The 19,805-nt window shown below is 59.9% G+C and carries 20 protein-coding genes and 1 pseudogene; 10 read left to right on the forward strand and 11 right to left on the reverse strand.

Translation table 11 applies throughout. The features are described from left to right. Positions 1–566, reverse strand: a pseudogene (locus tag NW834_RS06510) (RNA-guided endonuclease TnpB family protein); the annotation flags it as partial. An 83-nt stretch (positions 567–649) separates the two neighbouring features. Here NW834_RS06510 and NW834_RS06515 point away from each other — a divergent pair. Both NW834_RS06515 and NW834_RS06520 read left to right on the forward strand, forming a co-directional pair. Further along, positions 650–841 (forward strand): hypothetical protein, encoded by a 192-nt coding sequence (locus tag NW834_RS06515; RefSeq protein ID WP_414426261.1) that lies wholly within the window; start codon positions 650–652, stop codon positions 839–841. Positions 842–1,018: 177 nt separating this feature from the next. Next, complete coding sequence (locus NW834_RS06520; RefSeq protein ID WP_414406351.1) at positions 1,019–2,101, forward strand: isocitrate/isopropylmalate dehydrogenase family protein; 1,083 nt, start codon at positions 1,019–1,021, stop codon at positions 2,099–2,101. Between the two features lie 57 nt (positions 2,102–2,158). Here NW834_RS06520 and NW834_RS06525 read toward each other — a convergent pair whose 3' ends face one another. Beyond that, on the reverse strand, positions 2,159–3,085 hold the full coding sequence (locus NW834_RS06525; RefSeq protein WP_414419160.1) for a D-isomer specific 2-hydroxyacid dehydrogenase family protein: 927 nt from the start codon (positions 3,083–3,085) through the stop codon (positions 2,159–2,161). A 336-nt stretch (positions 3,086–3,421) separates the two neighbouring features. On the opposite strand from NW834_RS06525, the gene NW834_RS06530 reads away from it, so the two are divergent. The 4 genes from NW834_RS06530 to queA all read left to right on the forward strand — a co-directional run bounded on the left by NW834_RS06530 (position 3,422) and on the right by queA (position 8,386). Beyond that, positions 3,422–4,633: a phosphodiester glycosidase family protein gene (locus tag NW834_RS06530; protein WP_414416499.1), complete on the forward strand. Its 1,212-nt coding sequence runs from the start codon at positions 3,422–3,424 to the stop codon at positions 4,631–4,633. Between the two features lie 1,078 nt (positions 4,634–5,711). Beyond that, on the forward strand, positions 5,712–6,419 hold the full coding sequence (locus tag NW834_RS06535; protein ID WP_414419161.1) for a cob(I)yrinic acid a,c-diamide adenosyltransferase: 708 nt from the start codon (positions 5,712–5,714) through the stop codon (positions 6,417–6,419). Positions 6,420–6,542: 123 nt separating this feature from the next. Then, complete coding sequence (gene dcd / locus NW834_RS06540) at positions 6,543–7,124, forward strand: dCTP deaminase (protein WP_011433274.1); 582 nt, start codon at positions 6,543–6,545, stop codon at positions 7,122–7,124. An 83-nt stretch (positions 7,125–7,207) separates the two neighbouring features. Next, positions 7,208–8,386 carry a tRNA preQ1(34) S-adenosylmethionine ribosyltransferase-isomerase QueA gene (gene queA / locus NW834_RS06545; protein ID WP_414419162.1) on the forward strand — a complete coding sequence of 393 codons (1,179 nt, stop codon included), beginning with the start codon at positions 7,208–7,210 and terminating at the stop codon, positions 8,384–8,386. On the opposite strand, the gene NW834_RS06550 is transcribed toward queA, so the two are convergent. The 4 genes from NW834_RS06550 to NW834_RS06565 form a co-directional block, all read right to left on the reverse strand. After that, positions 8,383–9,195 carry an HAD family hydrolase gene (locus NW834_RS06550; protein WP_414419163.1) on the reverse strand — a complete coding sequence of 271 codons (813 nt, stop codon included), beginning with the start codon at positions 9,193–9,195 and terminating at the stop codon, positions 8,383–8,385. The genes queA and NW834_RS06550 overlap by 4 nt on opposite strands. 61 nt (positions 9,196–9,256) lie before the next feature. After that, positions 9,257–9,526 carry a hypothetical protein gene (locus NW834_RS06555; protein WP_414343277.1) on the reverse strand — a complete coding sequence of 90 codons (270 nt, stop codon included), beginning with the start codon at positions 9,524–9,526 and terminating at the stop codon, positions 9,257–9,259. A 12-nt stretch (positions 9,527–9,538) separates the two neighbouring features. Beyond that, complete coding sequence (gene fabF, locus NW834_RS06560) at positions 9,539–10,819, reverse strand: beta-ketoacyl-ACP synthase II (protein WP_414419164.1); 1,281 nt, start codon at positions 10,817–10,819, stop codon at positions 9,539–9,541. A gap of 45 nt (positions 10,820–10,864) precedes the next feature. Next, positions 10,865–11,110, reverse strand: a complete 246-nt coding sequence (locus NW834_RS06565) for an acyl carrier protein (RefSeq protein WP_414343279.1) — start codon at positions 11,108–11,110, stop codon at positions 10,865–10,867. A gap of 232 nt (positions 11,111–11,342) precedes the next feature. Between NW834_RS06565 and rpsF the strand changes: the two genes are divergently transcribed. From rpsF to NW834_RS06585, 4 genes are all read left to right on the forward strand, one after another. After that, the gene (rpsF, locus tag NW834_RS06570; protein WP_414419165.1) at positions 11,343–11,633 is read left to right on the forward strand and encodes a 30S ribosomal protein S6; all 291 of its coding nucleotides are present in this window, start codon (positions 11,343–11,345) and stop codon (positions 11,631–11,633) included. A 73-nt stretch (positions 11,634–11,706) separates the two neighbouring features. Next, on the forward strand, positions 11,707–12,105 hold the full coding sequence (locus NW834_RS06575; RefSeq protein WP_414332102.1) for a single-stranded DNA-binding protein: 399 nt from the start codon (positions 11,707–11,709) through the stop codon (positions 12,103–12,105). 27 nt (positions 12,106–12,132) lie between these two features. Then, positions 12,133–12,837: a M14 family zinc carboxypeptidase gene (locus tag NW834_RS06580; protein ID WP_414419166.1), complete on the forward strand. Its 705-nt coding sequence runs from the start codon at positions 12,133–12,135 to the stop codon at positions 12,835–12,837. Between the two features lie 95 nt (positions 12,838–12,932). Then, positions 12,933–13,580: a universal stress protein gene (locus NW834_RS06585; protein ID WP_414419167.1), complete on the forward strand. Its 648-nt coding sequence runs from the start codon at positions 12,933–12,935 to the stop codon at positions 13,578–13,580. A gap of 4 nt (positions 13,581–13,584) precedes the next feature. On the opposite strand, the gene NW834_RS06590 is transcribed toward NW834_RS06585, so the two are convergent. From NW834_RS06590 to purM, 5 genes are all read right to left on the reverse strand, one after another. Further along, positions 13,585–15,045, reverse strand: coding sequence for a DUF4340 domain-containing protein (locus NW834_RS06590; RefSeq protein WP_414419168.1), 1,461 nt, complete (start codon positions 15,043–15,045; stop codon positions 13,585–13,587). A 14-nt stretch (positions 15,046–15,059) separates the two neighbouring features. Continuing rightward, on the reverse strand, positions 15,060–16,619 hold the full coding sequence (locus NW834_RS06595) for a GldG family protein (RefSeq protein WP_414417765.1): 1,560 nt from the start codon (positions 16,617–16,619) through the stop codon (positions 15,060–15,062). Between the two features lie 47 nt (positions 16,620–16,666). Beyond that, positions 16,667–17,452, reverse strand: coding sequence for an ABC transporter permease (locus NW834_RS06600; RefSeq protein ID WP_011433262.1), 786 nt, complete (start codon positions 17,450–17,452; stop codon positions 16,667–16,669). Continuing rightward, positions 17,449–18,459 carry an ABC transporter ATP-binding protein gene (locus tag NW834_RS06605; protein ID WP_011433261.1) on the reverse strand — a complete coding sequence of 337 codons (1,011 nt, stop codon included), beginning with the start codon at positions 18,457–18,459 and terminating at the stop codon, positions 17,449–17,451. Before NW834_RS06605 ends, NW834_RS06600 begins: the two co-directional genes overlap by 4 nt. Positions 18,460–18,674: 215 nt before the next feature. Continuing rightward, on the reverse strand, positions 18,675–19,739 hold the full coding sequence (purM, locus tag NW834_RS06610; protein WP_414419169.1) for a phosphoribosylformylglycinamidine cyclo-ligase: 1,065 nt from the start codon (positions 19,737–19,739) through the stop codon (positions 18,675–18,677). Between the last annotated feature and the right edge of the window lie 66 nt (positions 19,740–19,805).

A 19,805-nucleotide genomic window follows, 5' to 3' on the forward strand; every position in this document is an offset into this window, starting at 1 on the left:
CCCTCTGAGGTATGAGCGATATCTATCCTTCCCAAATCCACCCCGATCACCTTGTCGGTATCTTGTTGCTTGGGTGGTTTTTTCTCTACGCAAATCTGGATGTAGTAGGAGCCGTCTCTGCGCTTGACCAGAGTGGCCGATTTGGGATTGGAGCCCGCCAACTGTTCTCTCTGGTAACGGCCAATCGCCAGCTCAAAGCGCTCTCGACCCTCCACCGTGGTCAGCGACACCGTCCAGTCTTTCTCGCGGAACGAAAAGATACGAGCGTCATAGGTCGCGAAGCCCCCCTTGAACGCTTTGACGGGGCGGTTTTTCTGTCGGGCAACCTTGCGGGCACCGGCCAGCCGTCTGCAGACCTGCTGAGCCAAGTTACTGGACAAGCCGAACCGGGCACGGATTTCGCGGTAGCACAGAGATTGAAGTTTAACGGCGTTGGTGACTTTCTCGGGCGTGTTTTGGTTGACCCAGTTCAACGCCTGCACAAAGGCATCCAAGGTCGCGTCCAACTTTGCGGCCTGCGACTGGGACACCTTGAGCTTACAGGAGACGGTCAGGACTTGGGTCATGGTTCTATCGTAACTTCCGCATTCCTCCCGACACTGACCCTACGGGTACAGTGCGGGGCTCCTGCGATTTCTAGCTGAAGATCATCGACGATGGCTGTGGTATGCCGGAGTCCAAGAGCGGGGCGGATCCCGCCCAGCCGCCCGGCCATGGCCACGGGTTGCTCAACATGCGCTACCGAGCCGAGTTGATCGGGGCAAGCATTGCTTGGCGTAGTCGCCGCTTTGGCAGTGGCACAGTGGTGGAACTGCGGATCTCTTTGCCGCCGAGTTCCTAATCTTGTCCCCAGCCCAGTCTTTTCAAGGTAGCGGACGCAGCATTTTCGGTCTCAACCTGTTCTATAGTCGTTTAAGCTCAACGGATCCCCGGTTGTCTGACCCGTTTGTAGGGGATCCTCTCACGCTGGCAAGGCGGAGTTTTTGCGCTGTCGTTAACACTGCGAGGAGAAGCATCTGTGGCCTATCGTGTGACTTTGATCCCTGGGGATGGCATTGGCCCGGAAGTGGCCAAGGCGATGACCACGGTCTTGGAGGCTACTGGGGTTCGGTTCGAATGGATCCCGGTAGAAGCAGGAGTGGAGGTGATCGAGAAATACGGCACCCCCTTGCCGCCCCAGGTGTTGGAGTCCATTCGGGAAACCAAAGTGGCGATCAAAGGGCCGATTGGCACTCCCGTAGGTACTGGCTTTCGTTCGGTCAACGTGGCCATTCGCAAGGAGCTGGATCTCTACGCCAATCTGCGCCCGGCCAAATCCATGCTCGGTGTCAAAAGCCCTTTTCAAGACATTGACCTAGTGGTGGTGCGGGAAAATACTGAAGATCTCTATGCCGGGATCGAGTTTGAACGGGGCACGCCGGAAGCCATCCAGGCGCGGGAGGAAATGATGCGCCTTTCCGGCAAACCCATCCGCGAGGGATCCGCCATTGGCATCAAGCCCATTTCGGACTTCGGCAGCCGCCGCATTGTCAAATTTGCCTTTGAGTACGCCCGCCAGAATGGCCGCAAGAAGGTGACGGCAGTTCACAAAGCCAACATCATGAAGTTCACCGATGGCTTGTTTTTGCAGGTGGCGCGGGAGGTGGCCCAGGAGTACCCCGACATCGAGTTTGAAGATCGCATCGTGGACAACATGTGCATGCAACTGATGCAAAAGCCGCAGCTCTACGATGTGCTGGTGCTCACCAACCTCTATGGGGACATCATTTCCGACTTGTGCGCGGGGATGATCGGCGGGCTGGGGGTGGCGCCGGGGGCCAACATCGGCGACGGCATTGCGGTTTTTGAGGCCATTCACGGCTCTGCTCCCAAATATGCCGGCCAAAACAAAGTCAACCCCTGCGCTCTGATCCTCTCCGGGGCGATGATGCTGCGCTACCTAGGAGAGCGGGAGGCTGCCGCAAGGGTGGAGGCGGCGGTGCAGGCGGTGATCGCCGAGGGCAAGCAGGTCACCTATGACCTGGCCACAGGGGATCCTGTCGGCACTCAGGAGATGGCAGAGGCCATTGCTGCCCGCGTGCGGGAGATGGCTTCGCAGTAGGGTTTGGCGCCAAATGTTTCTGATCCCAGGCTCCCCAAGGGAGGGGGGCTAGAGGACTCAATACCCCAAAACCGGATCCACCACCCCCAGCAAGGGATCCCCGGCCCGGAAGCGCCGCACATTTTCTCGCACCCGCTTAGAGAGGGCTGGGACAATCATGGCATCGGTAAGAGCAGTGTGGGGGGTAATCAGGCAGTTGGGCAAGCTCCAGAGGGGATGCCCATCCGGTAGGGGCTCGGGATCCGTGACATCCAAGGCGGCCCCGCGAATGACCCCCTGCTGCAGGGCGGCCACCAAGTCGGAGGTCACGATGTGCTTGCCTCGCGCCACATTCACCAGCCAGCACTGGGATCCCATCTGCTCCAACTCAGCTTGGGCGATGATCCCCTCGGTTTCCGGCGTGAGGGCCAAAGCCAGGATCACCACATCTGCCCCTGCCAACACCGTTTGCCGTTCCGCGAGTGTCACCACCCGCGTGGCCCCCGGCAAGGGATCCGCCTTGCGACGCACCACGTCGATGGAGCATTGAAAAGGCTGCAACAGCTTGATCAACTCTTGGGCGATGCCCCCGGCCCCGAAAATGACCACACGGCTACCCCAGAGGCTGGTACCGGAGCCCTCCTGCCAAGTTTGGGCCAAGGCGCGGATCTTCAAGTCGCGCAAGCCGGCCAAGGTCAAGGCCAAGGCATGTTCCGCCACTGGCTGGGCATAGACCCCCTTGCCACAAGTCCACACATAAGCGGGATCCAAGACTCCCGCCCGAACAAAGGGTTCCACCCCTGCCCAGGGCAGCTGCACCCAGCGGATCCCTTTCCCTTCCGCCAGACAGCACTTCAGGCCGGGCACATCAAAGGCATCGGCCCAGACCAAGGCTTCTGCTTCTGCCAGGGGCACAATTTTGCCACCCCCTGCCAAAACAGCCTCTTTGAGCCAGGGGCGAAGATGGCCGGGTTCGACGGCAATGCGTTTGCCTTGGATGCCCATAGGAACCGTTGGATGAGGCTTTCCCCTTGCCAGGATACTGTCGGCAGAGCGAGAGATGGCATGCACGGGCAGCCGCAAAAACCGGTGATCGAGTGTTAAGGGATCCCAAAGGGATCCTGGGCCACTTCCATAGGATCGCTAGGGTGAAAATTAGGGCTGCTGTGTTGGCTCAATCCTTAAGTAGGTAGCATTCCCCAATGACCCTATCCGAACTGCTGATCTTGGTGACGCTGCTCTTTCCCGGGATCCTGTTGTCGCTCATTGTGATGGGAACCTTTGCCGCAGGGGGATAATCATCTCCCAATGACAATGGTGAAGCCCTAAAGACGTGAAGACATGTCCAAAACCAAGCTGAGCGCCTGGGTCATGGGCTGGGGGTTAGCCTGCACTGCTGCTCTCTTTTTGCCCAGCGTGGCTGCTCAAGCTCAGGTGACCCTCGGTGTGCAGCCGGTGCGGGTGGTGCAAGGGATCCCTTTGTACCAGAAGGAGGTTTGGGTTGGAGACAATCGGATCCCCGTTTCTATCGTGGTCATTTCTCTCGCAGCGGGCCAACTGCGGCCTATCTGGGCTGCACCTGCGGGGCTGGTGGGTCTGGGGGAGCTGTCTTCCTTTGGCCCCGAACAGGGAGCAGTAGCCGCCATTAACGGTGGGTTTTTCAACCGCAACACCCGTCAGCCGCTGGGGGCAATTCGTCGGGATGGCCGTTGGATCTCCAGCCCCATTTTGGGTCGTGGGGTCATCGCCTGGTCGGATGGGACGGCAGGGCAAGAAGGGGGATCCGTGCGCTTTGCCCGTTTGCGGATGCAAGCAGAGCTGCGCAATGCCATTGGGGATCAAATCCCAGTGGTGGGCATCAATACAGGCTATATCCTGCCCGGCATCTCCCAGTTCACCCCCGACTGGGGATCCACCTACACCACCCAAACGGACGACGAAATGCTCGTGATGGTGCGGGAGGATCGGGTGCAAGAGATTCTGATGGCTGGCCTGGCCGGCAGTTTAACGGTACAGATTCCCAGTGAGGGGTATGTATTGGCAGGGCGGGGGCTAGAAGGTGCCCTAGAAGCCCGCAAGCTGGTTCCTGGGGATCGCCTCAGCTTTTATCTGCGCTTGGATCCGCCTGAGCTGGAAGCCTATCCTCACCTCTTGGGCGCAGGGCCGCTCTTGCTCTTAGATGGGCAGGTGGTTTTGGATGCCCGATTGGAGGCATTTCAACCCCTCTTTCGCAGGCAGCGAGCCGCCCGCAGTGCCATCGGCCAACTGGACAGCGGACATTTGCTGCTGGTGACCGCCGGCAATGCCCAGGAAAACCAAGGGCTTACCCTGCTGGAGATGGCGCAGTTGATGCAGCAATTGGGCTGTCGCCATGCCTTGAACTTGGATGGGGGCAATGCTTCCACCTTGGTGCTGGGGGGAGAAGCCGTCAATTGGGAACACCGACACCCAGAAGCCAGCCCACTCAACAGCGAGACGGATCCCAGTCCATCCCGGCGGCGTACACCCCGAGTTCACAATGGCCTAGGGTTTTTCCCAAGCCCAAGTCGGTGACAGAAAACTTTTGTGCCGGCGGGATGGAGTCTTTTCCCTTTGATCCAGGGATCGAGGGTGGGATCCCCGGACTTCCCGGCTGCTTGGATGAGGGATCAGGTATTCTCCAGGATTGGATCTACCTTCTCAAGAAAAAGATCTCTCCCCCCGCCAGAGGAAGGACTCGGCTTTGATTGCGCAATGGGATCCCGGCAATCTCAGCACCCAAAGCCCCAGAGCTTTTTCAGGTCAATTTTAAGTGGGATCCAAACTGAACGCCCAATGCTCATTTCTCATAACAGAAATAGAGATTAAATTAAGTAGAAAACATTGGCCTTGAGACCGGTAAGAAAAATGATCAAAGAGGCGATCTCTTGAAGAAGACGACCTCAGAGTATAAAAGGCACGCAATTCTTTACGCTTCTGCTAAATCAGATGCTGGTTTTCAAAAAAGTATTGTCAATAATCCATTTTTTGACGAAGATGATTGACGAATTTATATTTCTTCACTCTCGAGGTTAGAAATTAACTCCTTGGACTTTTGGTTACAATTCTCTCTACTACGAATGTTCGCTAATGTGTAGGCCTACCCGGCTCCCGACCAAATGTATAGTTATTTTAAAAATGACTATCTCTCCTGGTGGACAAGGCTTTTGGGGTAGGTTGACCCTTGCTCCTCTCTCGTGGGTGGGCTGCTGGTGCTGGCATTCCTGTTTGTGAGAGTTAATCTTATTTGGAAGAAATTGATCTTTTTCTCAAATTTTTATAGAGCACCTCTATACTCAAGTGAGATAGCCCCACACACAAGCTTCTGGGCTAGGCCTGAAATTTTATTGAGATCCCCTGTCAAAGCTTTTCAGGTATTGCCTCTTGTGCCAAAAGGCTAGGATGGGCAAGGATTGTATTTTCTATTACTCTATTGGGGATGATTTGTATGCTGGCCGGAAGCAGAACCGACTCATTGACGGATACGCACAGGTGGTGTTTCATGGAATCCATAGCCGACGCTCTCCACCACTTGTAGGCCCTATAACCTAGGGCCGTGTTCTCTAGCCTGCTCGCGAGATAGAACGTGGTTTGCACTGCTTCTCCAAATCCTATGCCTTCCTCCAAGGATGCCGCTCCTGTAGCCCGCGCCAAACAGCCTGCGGCTCAAGCCAGCCCTGCTGCCGGCGAGCTTTTCCTTCAGCAGAATGGATCCCTCTCCGCCCAGTTGGTTCCCCAGGGATCCCTGCAGCTTTACACCCACCCCAGCCGGGGCATGTTTACGCCCGTCATGGCTCAGGCGATGCGCTTGGCAGGCCAGGGAACGCGGGTGCTGATCGTGCAATTTCTCAAGGGTGGGATCAATCAGGGGCCCGCAAATCGTCTCTCCCTGGGCAGATCCTTGGAGTGGGTTCGCTGTCGCCTGCACCGGTGCATCGATACACCTCACCTAGAGCCTGAGGAGCGGGTGGCATTGGATGAGCTGTGGCAATTTACCCAGGAGGCTGTCAGGAGTGGCCGCTATGACTTGGTGGTGTTGGATGAGCTGAGCTTGGCTGTGAAGTTGGGCCTGATCTCAGAAGCTGAAGTGCTGAGCTTAATCGACCAGCGCCCCATCTCCATGGACATGGTGATCACCGGGCCGGAGATGCCGGATTCGTTTCTGGAGCGGGCCGACTTGATCACGCAGCTGCGCCTACGTGGCATCCCAGGCCCAGGGCTCCGCACTGCCGATGGGAATGTTGCCTGTTCTCTGGATCCCCCTCAAGTCAGCGGCACAGGTGCTATGCCTACAGCAGCCCATGTTGCTCCGCACCGCTAGCGCAAACAGTTTCCGCTCCGAAAGACCTAGGCAACACGGGTCGCGTCAGGGGGGCGGAGTCCCAATAAGACTGGAGCTTGTCCACCAGATGTGCCCTCACTCTCCAGGAAGCCGGCTGTAGCCATGTTGAAAAACGACCGCTGGATCTGTGAGCAAGCGCGGCGAGGGATGATTGAGCCCTTCTGCCCTGAGCTGGTGCGCGCTGTTGAATCTCGGCCCGTTTTGAGTTACGGGCTGTCCTCCTATGGCTACGACATCCGCCTGTCGCCGGTGGAGTTCAAGATCTTTCGCCATGTGCCCGGCACAGTGGTGGATCCCAAACGGTTTAACCCCAAGAATCTGGAAGCGGTGGAGCTGCACCACGACGAGATGGGGGATTACTTTATCATCCCGGCCCACTCCTATGGGTTGGGGGTGTCTTTGGAGCGGCTGCAAGTTCCGGATAACATTACCGTGATCTGCATTGGCAAATCTTCCTATGCCAGGGTGGGCCTGATTGCCAACCTGACGCCCGCTGAGGCGGGATGGCGGGGTTATCTCACCCTGGAGTTTTCCAACGCCTCCAGCGCCGACTGCCGTGTGTACGCCAACGAAGGGGTGGTCCAGCTTCTGTTTCTGGAAGGGGATCCCTGCCAAGTGACCTACGCCGACCGCGCCGGCAAGTATCAGGATCAGCCGCAGCAGGTGGTGGTGGCCAAGGTTTAGCCGCTTCCCTCAAAAGGGAGAGGGTTGGCGGGATCCGGTTGGCTATGCTGGATCCACGTAGAACCCCATCTTGATTCATCTCCATGCCTGACTCTTTTTCGCCTGCTGCCGCTCCCCCCGGTGAGGCTGAGCCTTTGGGCGATAGGGAGCCCAATCCGGATCTGCTCACAGCTTCCTACGACTACACCCTCCCTCCAGATCGGATTGCGCAAACGCCGGTGGAGCCCAGGGATCAGGCGCGGATGCTGGTGGTGTACCCGGATAGGCACGAGCATCGCCGCTTCTGCCATCTGCCTGACTACCTGCGGGAGGGGGATCTGCTGGTTCTCAACGATACCAAGGTGATCCCGGCCCGCCTGTTCGGGGCCAAGGAACCCTCCGGGGCGCGGGTCGAAGTGTTGCTGCTGGAGCCTTGCCTGGAAGGGATCCCTGCCGCTGCGCAACCTCTGCCGGATCAGGCGTGGAGCTGGCGGGTTTTGGTCAGGCCGGGCAAACGGGTGAAGGTGGGGGATCGGATTGGTTTTTGGAGCAAGCAGGGATCCCCCTCTGGGCTGAGAGCCACTGTCCTGGATTTGGATCCGGAGACCGGTGGGCGAGTGGTGCAGTTTGAGTGGGAAGGGGCGCAACCTTTTGAGGAAATCCTGGAACAGGTGGGCCGGATCCCGCTTCCTCCCTACATCAAGGCTTCCGGATCCCCGGGCTCAGGACAAGTTCGCCCTGAAGACTACCAAACCCTCTGGGCCAAACACCCCGGCTCGGTGGCTGCTCCCACGGCAGGGCTGCACTTTACCCAGGAGCTGCTGGAGCGGCTGGCCCAAAAAGGGATCCAAACGGCCTACATCACCCTGAACATCGGCCTGGGTACCTTCCGACCGGTGGAAGCGGAGCGGGTAACCGAGCATCGTCTCCACAGCGAGTGGCTCAAGGTGCCGGCAGAAACGGTGGCAGCCATCCAAAAAGCCCAAGCCCGAGGGGGGCGGGTGATCGCGGTGGGAACAACCGTGGTGCGCTCTTTGGAAACCGCGGCAGCCTCTGGCACCTTGCAGCCTTGGCAGGGGAAAAGTGATCTCTTCATCTACCCCGGCTACTCCTGGCGGGTGGTTCAGGGACTGGTCACCAATTTTCACCTGCCCCGCTCCAGCCTGATGATGCTGGTGGCTGCGCTGATCGGGCGGCAAAGGCTGCTGGCTCTCTACCGAGAGGCCGTCGACCAGGGATATCGCTTCTATTCCTTTGGGGATGGCATGCTGATCCTGCCCTAGGGCTGGGGCTGACCTCCCTGGGATCTCTTGCAGGAACCGGCCTCTGCTTCTGGGGTCGAAGGACGGTCTTGGCCGCCGGCAAACCAATTCTGGATGCGATCCCATTCCACCTGGTGGTAGCCGTCCACCGCCCAATTGGCCCGCCGCTGCAGCATGTGCAGAGGAAAGAAGGTAGCCAGCGCCAGCACCGGGATCCCTGCCGAACGGGCTGCCTGAATGCCGGGGTAGGTGGCCTCAATGCTCAAGCACTCCTGGGCAGGCAATTCCATCCGCTGCAAAAGCAGGCGGTGCAAGTGTCCTGGGGAAAGCATTGGGTCTGCATCATCCCCCGTCACTCGGTAGGAGCGCACATCGGTCAACCGTATCAGGGCCGGGCAACAGGACTGGAAACGCTCCAGAAAAGCGGTCACCTCGGCTGCCGCTTGGCCACACAGCAGGCCGACCTTCAGTTGCAGCCGCTCCAGCGTCTCCAAAGTTTCCCTCAGGCCGGGAATGAGAGGCAATTCCCTCTGCCCCTGCAAAGCCTGTCGGTAGTATAGGGCCTTGCGTTTCAGCAGCTCTTCCAGCTGCTTGGGGTTGAGCACCCGCCCCTGCTCCCCCCACAGAGCCGGCAGGCGCTCTCGATCCGGTCGGCCCAGGTATTGCAGCCGGTAAAGCTCCCGCTGCCCAGGGGATCCCGACTTCGGCCAGCACAGGTTCCAGGGGCGCAGGTTCTCTTCCACCAGCAGTTGGTTGATGGCCTGTAGGTGCAAGTTCTCGTCATCGGCCACCACTCCACTCCAGCTCAAGATCACCCCTTGCAGCCCCATATGGGCGACATCACCCTCTGCTAACGACCGCAACCCAACTGCATCAAAGCAGATGGCTTGTCTATCCATTTTGGACGCGACGCTCGAACTCTTCGCGGGTGGCGTCCACCAATTGCACTGCCTCTGGATAGAGCTGAGGATGGTTTTGCTTCAGCCAACTGAGCACCCGCGCCAATTGAGCTGCACACAGATCCAAATCCGCTTGAAAAATAACCGCCGCCGCCATGTGCTGAGCATATTCGGGCGGGTGACCCTGCTGCGCCAGCTCCGCCGTCAAAGCGGCCAAGGCCTGTTGGCGAACTGAGGGCAGTGAACTTTCGGGAGAAGACATAGGCCAAGCCCTTCAAGCGGGAGAGTAGCGGCGCAAGGCCAGCGTGACGTTGTGCCCACCAAACCCAAAGGCATTCACCAAAGCGGCCTCAACAGCCATCTGCCGCCCCTTGTGGGGGACAAAATCCAGCCCTTCGCACTCGGGATCGGGGTTGTCCAAGTTGAGAGTGGGAGGAACCCAGCCGTGGTGGATGGCCAAAGCTGTGGCCACCGTGGCAATGCCGCCCGCTCCCCCCAACAGGTGGCCGGTCATGGACTTGGTGGCGCTGATGGCCAAACGGGGGGCATGCTCGCCGAAGACCGACTTGATGGCCTGGACCTCGGCGATATCCCCTACAGGGGTGCTGGTGGCATGGGCATTGATGTGTTGCACATCCCCAGGCTGAAGCCCGGCATCCTTGAGGGCCAGCCGCATCGCCCGGGCCGCTCCCTCGCCGCCGGGGGCAGGGTTGGTCATGTGGTGGGCATCGCAGGTGAGGCCATAGCCGACTATCTCCGCATAGATCTTGGCCCCGCGGGCGCGGGCGTGCTCCAACTCCTCCAGCACCAGGATCCCTGCTCCTTCCCCCATGACAAAGCCATCCCGATCCCGATCAAAGGGCCTACAGGCTTGCTCCGGGGTGTCGTTGCGGGTGGAAAGGGCCTTCATGGCACTGAACCCCGCCATGGACAAAGGGGTGACCGCCGCTTCCGTGCCACCTGTAATCGCCGCTTGCACCTCTCCCCTCTGGATGAGCCGAAAGGCATCGCCAATGGCGTTGGAGCCAGAGGCACAGGCCGTAACTGTGCAGGAATTGGGGCCTTTGGCGCCAAAATGAATGGCCAGGTGACCCGCAGCCATATTGGCGATCATCATGGGCACCATGAAGGGGCTACAGCGATCCGGCCCTTTCTGCAGATAGATGGTCTGCTGCTCTTCCAAGACGCGGATGCCGCCGATGCCGGTGCCCAAGATCACCCCCACTTGCTCAGCGTTGAGAGCGGTGATGCGAAAGTCAGCGTCCTCCAAGGCTTGCCGGGTGGCCGCCATCGCCAGGTGCACAAAGCGGTCGGTGCGCTTGACATCCTTGCGATCCAAATAGTCGAGGGGATCAAATCCCTTCACCTCTCCGGCAATACGGCAGTCGTGGCGGGAGGCATCGAAATGGGTAATCGGCCCAATGCCGGAGCGCCCTGCCAGCAGGCTCTGCCAAAACTCGGCAGGAGAGTTGCCGATAGGGGTGACCGCACCCAGGCCCGTAATCACAACGCGGCGGGTTGGTCTGTAAGCAGTGGCGGGATCTGTGGTAGCCATCGTCCGGTGTTAGCCCGGGGGTATAGAGTCAGAACTGGGGGCAGACTAGGCAGCTTTCTTCGAGAGGATGTAGTTAACAGCGTCTTGCACGGTGGCGATCCTTTCTGCATCTTCATCGGGGATCTCCAGGTCGAATTCCTCTTCAAAAGCCATGACCAGCTCCACCGTATCAAGGCTGTCGGCCCCCAGGTCGTTCTGGAAATTGGCTTCTGGGGTCACTTTGTCATCTTCCACGCCCAGTTGATCGGACACGATCTTGCGAACACGGCTATAAACTTCGTCTGCGCTCATGCTTGGAATCCCAACTCTCGATTCAGCGTGTCTTGGCCGGGCCAACCGGCGGCCAATGAAGCAATCCCTATTGTATCGGACAATGGATCCCCTCTTGTGAGCAGCCTCACCTGCATTGGCTGCTGCGGCCAGGGTATGGGAATTGGGCGGCAGCCTTTTCGGTTGTGGGAAAGAAAAGCTAGTATAGTCCACTGCGTCTCTACAACTGGATCCTCAAGGAGAACTCGCTTCCATGCCCCGCGCTTACGAAACGATGCTGATTGTGCGTCCTGATCTGTCAGATGAACCCCTCGAACAACTGCTCAGCAGTCAGGAGGCAATCCTGCGAGAGAACGGAGTAACCCACGTGGAGATTACCAATAGGGGCAAGCGCCGCTTTGCCGGGTTTGAGATGAAAAAGTTTAAGGAAGGTCTGTACATCCAGTTCAACTACGAAGCCGAACCCAGTGCGGTGGCTGCCTGGGAGAAAAACCTGCGCATCAACGAGAGTGTGCTGCGCCACATGACTCTCCGCGTCGGCTAGGTTTGACGGCATCCTGGCCTGCGGGCATGATGGAAGTGCCCTGAGCTGCCCCTTATCCCTGGATGGCTCTGTTATGAACTCGATTGTGTTGATGGGCGAGGTTCTGTCTGAGCCAGAGCTGCGCTACACCCCTGATAACTTAGCTGTTGCGTCCTTGGTGATTGGCTTTCCCAGCTTGCGCCCGGATGAGCCGCCCTACCGGGTGCGCGTTTCCTCTTTTGGAGAACTGGCCAAAAGGGTGGTGGACACCTGCCATGTGGGCGACCAAATCACAGTGGAAGGCCAACTGCACATGAATGTGGTGGAGCGAGATGGGCGCAAGGAAAAGCTGGCCGAGATCACCGCGCGCCGTGTCCATCAGCTGGGATCCGCTCGCGTCCTCTCTCTGACGGGGATGGGTGAACCGGCGATTGTGGAATCCTCTGAGGGGGATGTGGTTTCCCCACCGGAGCCGGACGATCTCCCGTTCTAACGGTTGCGAGACTTGCCGGGATCCCCCATGTCTCAGGAACTTGCTGCGGGTGAACCTTTGAGATCCCTGCAGGTCATCGGCTACTCGGTGCAGGGACGTCCCATTCACCTTTGGCAGCTCACCCAAGGGATCCGCTCCTTGCTGCTGCTCGGCGGGGTACACGGGGACGAGGTGGAAGGATACACTCTGATCGAGCGCTATGTGGCCTCGGGGAGATGGGGATCCTTGGCCGGGAAGGCGACCTTGTGGGCGATCCCACGCCTGAACCCGGATGGCTGTGCCTTGGGGCAACGGCTCAATGCCAGCGGTGTGGATCTCAACCGCAATCTGCCCACCCAAGATTGGATCCCGGCCTCTTTGGAAGCTCGCTATCCGCCCGGAGCAGCCCCAGGCTCCGAGCCCGAGACGCAGGCGTTGTTGGGGGGCTTGGCCCAGATGCGGCCCCAATTTATCCTTTCTGCCCACTCCTGTCAGGCACACCCCTGTGTGAACTACAACGGCCCTGCCCTTGAGCTGGCCCAGGTGATGGCCGCTTGCAACGGCTTGCCCATTACCGCCGACATTGGCTACCCTACCCCTGGTTCTCTGGGCACTTGGGCAGGGCAGGAACGGCGGATCCCAACCCTAACGCTGGAAATCCTGCGGGGCACTCCCCTCGATCAAGTCTGGCAAGAGCAGGCCGAGGCGCTGCAGGCGGTGTTGGAGTGGGCAGCCCAAGGCGATGCCTTCTGACCGGTGTCAAGATCTCTGAACTTTCGTTGCCAATCTGCCTAGTTCGTTCAAGATATCTGGGGTTTTCTCGCCCAAATCTTCTACAACACAGATAGGTGGGGCAGAGCAGAGGGGAGCTTGGAGTCGAGGGAAAAGGGGTCAGAGGTCAACCCCGAAGTCACGCTGCTTCTGCCTTGTGCCCCGCTGTTAGCCATCTGGAGGAAGCCAATATGTTCAGCAGGATTTTGGTGGCAGTGGATCGGTCGGAGCTGAGCCAGGGAGTATTTCAAAAGGCCGTCCAAGTGGCCAAGGCCATGCAGGCCCAGATGATGATTCTCCATGTTCTGTCTCAGGAAGAGCCGGGCGCCCCAGAGCCGCCGATGATCCTGGGGGTAGATTACAGCTCCGCCATCAGCGCCGAGCTGTGGCAGTCCTATCGGGAGCAATGCGCCATCTTCGAGCAAAACCAGATCGACTACCTGCGCTCGCTGGTGGAGAAAGCGGCTGAGCACGGGATCCGTGCTGAGTACAGCCTCAACTACGGCAACCCCGGTCGAGTCATCTGCGATCTGGCCCGCTCTTGGGATGCGGACTTGGTGGTGGTGGGCCGCCGCGGCCACTCCGGCCTGAGCGAGCTGTTTCTGGGCAGCGTCAGCAACTACGTGCTGCACCGCGCCCCCTGCTCGGTGTTGACGATACAAGGGGAAGCCCTGAAAAAAGCAACCCAAACCGCGGAGGAGAAGACAGCTACCTCTGCTGGCTAAGGCTCTAGGAACTCGGGGGCGAGGGGGTGGAAGGCGGTTGCGTGAGTGGGGCGGAGTCCTTGCTCTCCGGCTGGCCCTCCAAGAGGCGATTCACTTCGGTTTCCAGGCTGTTGAAGGTGCTCAGCTCGATCACGGCAATGTCCGGCTGGCGGCTGCTTTGCACATAGGCCCGCAAGCCAGAGGAGGCCAAGCTCAGGGCCAAGGGATCCTGCTCGGCGTCAGGCTTGGGCTCAAAGGTCAGCCGTAGGTCGGGCTCAGACAACAGCCTTTGGGCTTCCGCGTCGGCCTGTTCCACAAACTCCTTGGCGCGGGCAGCATTCAGGCTGGAGAACAGAGAGCCGAGATCCACAGGCTGGCCCGGTCGCTCCGGGTTTTCCCAGCGCAGCTCCAAGGATCCCTTCTCTGAAGGCCGAGGGGTGAGGGTGACCTTTTCCCCTTGGGATTCTAAGGTGACTTGGCCCACTTGGTTGGCGTTGAGGCGGGCAATGCGGTGATCCCGCAGCTCTTCCAAGTCGGAGCGGAGAATATCGGCGGTGGAGGTGAGCAAGGTGGCTACTGCCGGGTGCTCAGAGGTGATGACGTACACCTGGCCATCTTTCTCCGATCCCAAAGCGACCTTCAGGGTTTTGCCCTCCTCCAGCTCTACCGTCAGCCGGGCGGAAGGCTGCTCCAAGCCATAGGGGGCTAGATCCGTCTGGGTCTCGGCGGGGAACTCCACGGCCTGCAGGCGGGCCAGAGTATTGAGCAAGCGGTTGACGTTGATCTCATCGGCAGGCAGCTCTCTGGGCTCGACAATCTGCCAAGTATTGTCTTGCCGCTGCAGGCGAACAACTTCCGGCTCCGCCTCTGCCAACTGCACTTGCAGGGCCTTCACCTCGGCAGTGTCAAACCGAAGCAAGGTTTTGTCCCGCAAAGCCAGTAGGGAGGGCAACAGGGATCCCTTCTGGGCACTGCTTAGAAGCACCACCTGTCCCCCTTCGGGCTGGGCGTAGAAGCCAGAGCCGTCGAAGTTGTCGTTGCCGATGGCTAGGCGGTAGGGATCCCCTTCTTTGGGGAAAAGGGCAATTTGGTGTCGCGGCTGATCCAGGCCAAAAGCGGCTAGGTCGGTGGCCCCCTCTAGGGTGATTTGGGGAGTGAGGCGGGAGAAGGTGTTGAGCAACTGCTCAATGGGGAAGTCCAGCGCCGCCGACTGGATGGGACCGACGATCCGCCAGTGGGATCCCTCTTCTTCTGGATTGCGCTCCAAAAGGATTTCCAAGTACTCCGCACCGCTGCCGCGAACGGGTTCCCCCTCTTTCTGTTGGCGGATTTCAATGCGGGCAATGGTATCGGTGGCAAGATGGAACAGCCGCGCTCGCTCCGCCTGTTGCTCCTGACGCAGTTGCTGGATGTTGTCCAAGAGGAAGTAGCCCAGCAGACAGGCCACCGCCAAACCCAAAAGAACCCAGGTGGTTCGCTTGAACATACTGGACTCTCCTCCTACCGTCTTTGCCACCACAGGGCAGCTCCGGAACCCAGGGCCGCCAAGGGCAAAAGGACCGTTGATCCCAGCACCAGCCAGCGGAAGTTTTGACCGGTCAGGGTGAGACGGCGATCCGTGATGGATTTGGGGCGGATGGAGATCTGCTCCGTTTGCTCAGTCAGCCAGTTGAGGGTGTTCAAGAAGAGATCCCGGTTGCCCTGCTGCCGCAAGTTGCCGTTGAGGGCAAAGTTGACATTGCCGATCACCACCAGGCGGGCCTCCTGCGGGGATCCTGTGTCGGCCTGGTCGGCGTCCAAACGGCGGGTTAAAGCAACACCCAAGGTGAGGGGGCCGGGCTTGTCCTGATCCGGATCGAATTGCAAGGGGCCACGTTCCAGCTCAGGACTGGTCTCCCCCCAACTTTGCGGGCCGGTGCGCAGCAAGGGCGTGGCTTGGATCCCTTCGCGGGCTTCGGTTTCCACAGAGCGGGCCAGGGGGAACAGGGTCATTAGCCGCTGGGCCGCCAAGGGGGCGGTGATGGGGTGATCCCCGTAGGTAGTAACCAGGGCAACCGCCGGCCCTGTCCCCAACAGTTGGCTGACGCTGCTCACCTCAATGAGGATGTCATCCCCCAAGACCACGCCCCACTCTTCCAGCAAGGGATCCAGGCCAGCCTCCACCCGCGGCCCGATCAGCAACAGCAGCCGTCCGCCTTTCGCCAGATAATCCTGCAGTTTCTCCACCTCGCCGGGGAACAAAGCCCGCTGTGGCCCCGCCAGCACCAGGACATCCGCCTCTTCTGGGATCCCCGATTGCACCAAGTTGAGGGGCTCTACCCGATAGCCTTCCTGACCCAGGGCTGCCGCCGCCTGGGCCAGAGTTGGAGTACCTTCCCTCGCTTCCAGCCCCACTTCCCCGTGCCCTTGCACGAAATAGGCCAGCAACTCCCCTCGGTTGACCACTTTGGACAGGACGGGGGTCAGTTTGCTCTCCAGATCAGGGGCAGGGGGCTGAGGCAGTTGTTGCCGGCTTTCTCCGGCCTCCACCACCAGGGTGTTGTTCTGGGTCACCTGCAGCCGCTGAATGGTCAGGGGATCCCGGTTGGGATCCACAAACTCAAACTGGAAGCGGTTGGGGTTGAGGCGGCGATAGCGCTCCAGTTGTTCCCGCAAGTTGGGATCCGGCGCCGTGGTTGCCACCCAAACTTTGACCGGCTGCGCCAATCCCTGCACCAATTGCCGGGTTTGGGGCGACAGGGTAAACAGACCCTCCTCAGTGAGATCCAGCCGCAGGTCGTAGCGCACCGCCACCACATTCACCAGCACCAGAATGACGGCCATCGCCGCCGCCGCCACCAGGATGTTGGCGTTGGTCTGGGTGGAACGCAAACCGAGGAAGACCCCCACCTCCTGCCGGTGGGTGATGCCCCAAGCCACCAGCAGGGCCAAACCTGTTGCCAGCATGCTCAGGGGCACAGCCGTCCAACCGGTAAAGGCGGATCCCACCACCAGGCCAATGGCGATGACGCCGATGCCCAGGATCCCTGTCCAGTCCTTTAACGCGCGCCAGTCCTTCATAATGCTCCGCACCGCTGCCGCAAACACCACACTCCTCCCATCTGACCCTAGCTCTGTTGCCAGCGCAGGCTTTCCACCGATTGCACCGTGGCAAACAGCCCCAGGACGATGATGCTCAAGAAAAGAATGAGGCTGCTGCTGCTGAGGATCCCTTGCACCCAGTTGCTATATTGCTGCAGCAAAGACACATGCCGCAGCGTTGCAGCAATCCAGTTTTCCTCCTGGCCGGCTGCCGCGTCGATCACCCAGAGCAACAAAATCAAGCCAAAGGTGGCCACTGCTGCGATGAGGGTGCTGTCTGTCAGAGAAGAGATAAACAACCCCAAGGCCATAACGCTACCCGCCAGCAGGGTTAGGCCCACATAACCCATCAGGGTCAGGCGGTAGTCCACTGCCGGGTTGGCGCTGCTCAGCACCAGCACATGGTAGACCAGCGGCGGCAGCAGCAGCGTGATGAAAAACACCCAGACCGCCAACCATTTGCCCAGGGCCACCTCCAAGTTGGTGATGGGAGAAGTAGCCAGCAGCTCCATCGTGCCTCGCCGCCGCTCCTCGGCATAGGAGCTCATGGTGAAGATGGGCAATAGAAATAAGGAGAGGGTGCCCAAGAGGTTGAGAAACTGCTGTGACAGGATGGTGGCCGCGTCGAAATTGTTCTCCTGGCCGAACTGGGCGAAAAGATCCACCTGCTGAGAAAAGCTGATCACCCGCACCAGAATATTAAAGAAGAAAAACCCCGCCAGTCCCCAAAACACCGCGGCCACCACATAGGCAATGGGGGAGGTGAAGTAGCCGCGCAGCTCTTTGCGAAAAATGGCAACCACTCCGTTCATGCCGCTTCCTCCAGTAGGCCCTCGGATCCCTCTTGCGTAGTGAGCTGCAGGAAAATCTCTTCCAAAGAAGCCTGCGGGCGGCCTATCTCGTAGAGGTCGATCCCTGCCTGCACCAGCACCCTGGCCACCTCCGGGATCCAGCCGTCCGCGGCAGCGTTGCTCTTGAGCTGCACCTGCCAGCGGGAGAGATCCGCCGCCAAGGGCTGTAGGCTCACCACCTCCACTTGGGGCAAAGGCTGCAGGGCCGTCCGGATGGCCATTGCCTCGGTTGCCCCCACCACCAGCTTTGCCTGCTGCCGATCCTGGAGCTGGGCTGTCAGCTCGGCAGGCGTGCCAATGGCCGCCACCTGGCCGCGGTTGATGATCACCACTCGGTCGCAGGTCATGCTCACCTCGGGCAGGATGTGGGTGGAGAGGATGATGGTGTGCTCCCCCGCCAGGCTCTTGATGAGCTTGCGCACCTCGATAATCTGCTTGGGATCCAAGCCGATGGTGGGCTCATCCAGGATGATCACCGGCGGGTCGTGAACCAGAGCTTGGGCGATGCCCACCCGCTGCTTAAACCCCTTGGAGAGCTTGCGGATGAGGGTGTGGCGCTTTTCTTCCAGGCTGCACCGCCGGATCGCCTCGTCCACCCGCCTGGGCCGATCGCCAGCGCTGACCCGCTTGATCTGGGCCACAAAGTGCAGGTACGCCTCCACCGTCATGTCGGGGTAGAGGGGTGGGTTTTCCGGCAGATAGCCAATGCGCTGCCGCACCGCCATCGAGTTTTCGTGAACATCAAACCCGGCCACCCGCGCCGTCCCCTCGCTGGCAGGCAGATACCCGGCCAAAATGCGCATGGATGTGGTCTTGCCGGCTCCGTTCGGCCCCAAAAACCCCATGATCTCGCCGGCGTTCACCTGGAAGGAAACATCGCGGATGGCAGTGAAGCTGCCGTAGGTTTTGCTCAGATGCTCAACTTCGATGGCACCCGCGGTTGCACGAGCAGTGGGTAAACCTGTCATCAGCAACTCCTAACCTAGAGGGTCAGCAGCGATTAGCAAACGGTCCAAGGCCGAGTTACCCCTATTCCCAAAGAGGACAAATGTCGGGAAGCAGGCTCGGGCAAGAAGGCGGGCAACAGCGCTGAGGCCACATGCCAACTTAGCATAGCGACGGCGAGGATGAGTCGAGGGAACTGGGATCCCTTTCCCCCTTTTGGTGGGGATCCATCGGTTGGCTAGTCGGCAGGGCTTGTGAGGGATCCCCACTGTTCCAGCCCCAGAACCCGGCTCTCCCCTGGATTGGCTGCCACCACCTCCCCAATGGGGAAGGCTTCGGGGAGCAGGGATCTCACCTGATTTTCCGCCTCAGGGGGGATCACCAGCACATAGCCCACCCCCAGGTTGAAGGTGCGGAACATCTCCAAGGTCTCCACCTGGCCCTGCTCTTGGAGCCAGAGAAACTCCTGTGGGACGGGCCAGCTATGGGGCTGCAGCCGCGCCGCCTGGTTCGGGGCCAAACAGCGGGGCAAATTTTCCGGGATCCCGCCGCCAGTGATGTGGGCCATGCCGTGGATGGCGATCCCTGCTGCCTGCAGCCGCTGCACCGCCTGCACGTAGATGCGGGTGGGGGTGAGGAATACTTCCGCCAAAGGCCGATCCCAGCCAGGAGGCCGGTGATCCCAGCGCCAACCCCGGTCGGCCACAATCCGCCGCACCAAGCTGTAGCCGTTGCTGTGTAGGCCGCTGCTGGGCAAAGCCAACAACCGATCCCCAAGCTGTACCCGCGACCCATCCAGAATGGCCGTTTTTTCCACAATTCCGACACAAAACCCGGCCAGGTCGTATTTCCCAGGGGGATAGAACCCCGGCATCTCCGCCGTTTCCCCCCCCAGCAGTTGGCAGCCCGCCTCCTGGCAGCCCGCCAAGATGCCGTCGATCACCTGCAACAGGGCTTCCGGCTCCAGCTTGCCAGTGGCCACATAGTCCAAGAAAAACAGCGGCCGGGCCCCCACCGTCAGCACGTCGTTGACGCACATCGCCACCAGATCAACACCTACCCCCCGGTGCTGACCCCACTGCTGGGCAATGTCCAGCTTTGTCCCCACCCCATCGGTGCCCGCCACCAACACCGGCGCTTGATACCCCGTCGGCAGCTCAAACAGACCGGCAAAGCCGCCGATGCCGCCCAAGGTTCCTGAAGAACCTGAGGACGGAATTTGAATCCGTTCAACGCGCTCGCGGATCCCCCTGACAAAGGCGTGGCCCAGATCGATGTCAACCCCTGCTGAGCGGTAGTCCAAAATGCCAAAACCCCTTATGCTATCAAGACTTGAGCTCCTGTGTCCGACCGTACAAACGGGTCAACT

Origin of the sequence: Synechococcus sp. R60.1, from assembly GCF_047461835.1 — a bacterium.
GTDB lineage: Bacteria > Cyanobacteriota > Cyanobacteriia > Thermostichales > Thermostichaceae > Thermostichus.